The organism is Candidatus Clostridium eludens (genome assembly GCF_045310515.1).
Classification (GTDB): Bacteria; Bacillota; Clostridia; order Clostridiales; family Clostridiaceae; genus Clostridium_B; species Clostridium_B eludens.
This window is the reverse complement of sequence record NZ_JBJHZX010000140.1, coordinates 1-751: the sequence shown is the minus strand read 5'-3', so window position 1 is coordinate 751 and position 751 is coordinate 1. Positions and strand designations below refer to the sequence as shown.

Genomic DNA, 751 nt, shown 5'->3' with positions numbered 1-751 from the left:
AATATAACACAGAGTGGTGACATAGAAACTGTGGGAGGTCAAATATATAAGGCCGATTCAAAAGTGATGGCAAGTACCAAGGATGTTAATTTAGTAGTAGAAGACTTTAAGCAACTTACTTATACAGATCCAAATTACAACAATGAAAAACTAATGTATAATCTATATGTACCAAAAAATTATGATTCATCTAAAAAGTATCCATTAGTGTTGTTTATGCATGATGCCGGTGTTGTAAGTAATAATCCTACAAATACGTTAACACAGGGGTTAGGAGCAGTTGTATGGGCAGAGCCATCTGAACAGGCAAAGAATGAATGCTTTGTACTTGCACCACAATATACTAGTATTATTGCTGATGACACTTCCCAAACTACCGATCAAATGGATATAACAATTGATCTTGTAAAACAGTTGAAAAACCAATACAGCATTGATTCCAATCGTATATACAACACTGGTCAATCAATGGGAGGAATGACTTCCATCGCTATGGATATCAAGTATCCTGACATGTTTGCAGCATCATTACTGGTTGCTTGTCAATGGGATCCTACAAAAGTAAGTCCAATGGCAAATAAGAACTTATGGATTATTGTATCAGAAGGTGATAATAAGGCTAATCCGGGAGAGGATGCTATTACTGAAGTATTGAAAAAGAAGGGAGCTACTGTAAGCAAGGCAACTTGGAATGCAGAAGCTAGTAAAGATGAATTGGCAACTGACGTAAGTAAAATGCTGGCTTCAAACT

At 36.2% G+C, this 751-nt stretch carries 1 protein-coding gene; it reads left to right on the top strand.

Annotated elements, in window-relative coordinates; genetic code table 11:
- A partial coding sequence (locus tag ACJDU8_RS25580) for a carboxylesterase family protein (RefSeq protein ID WP_406795006.1) occupies window positions 1-751 on the top strand: 751 nt, incomplete at both ends.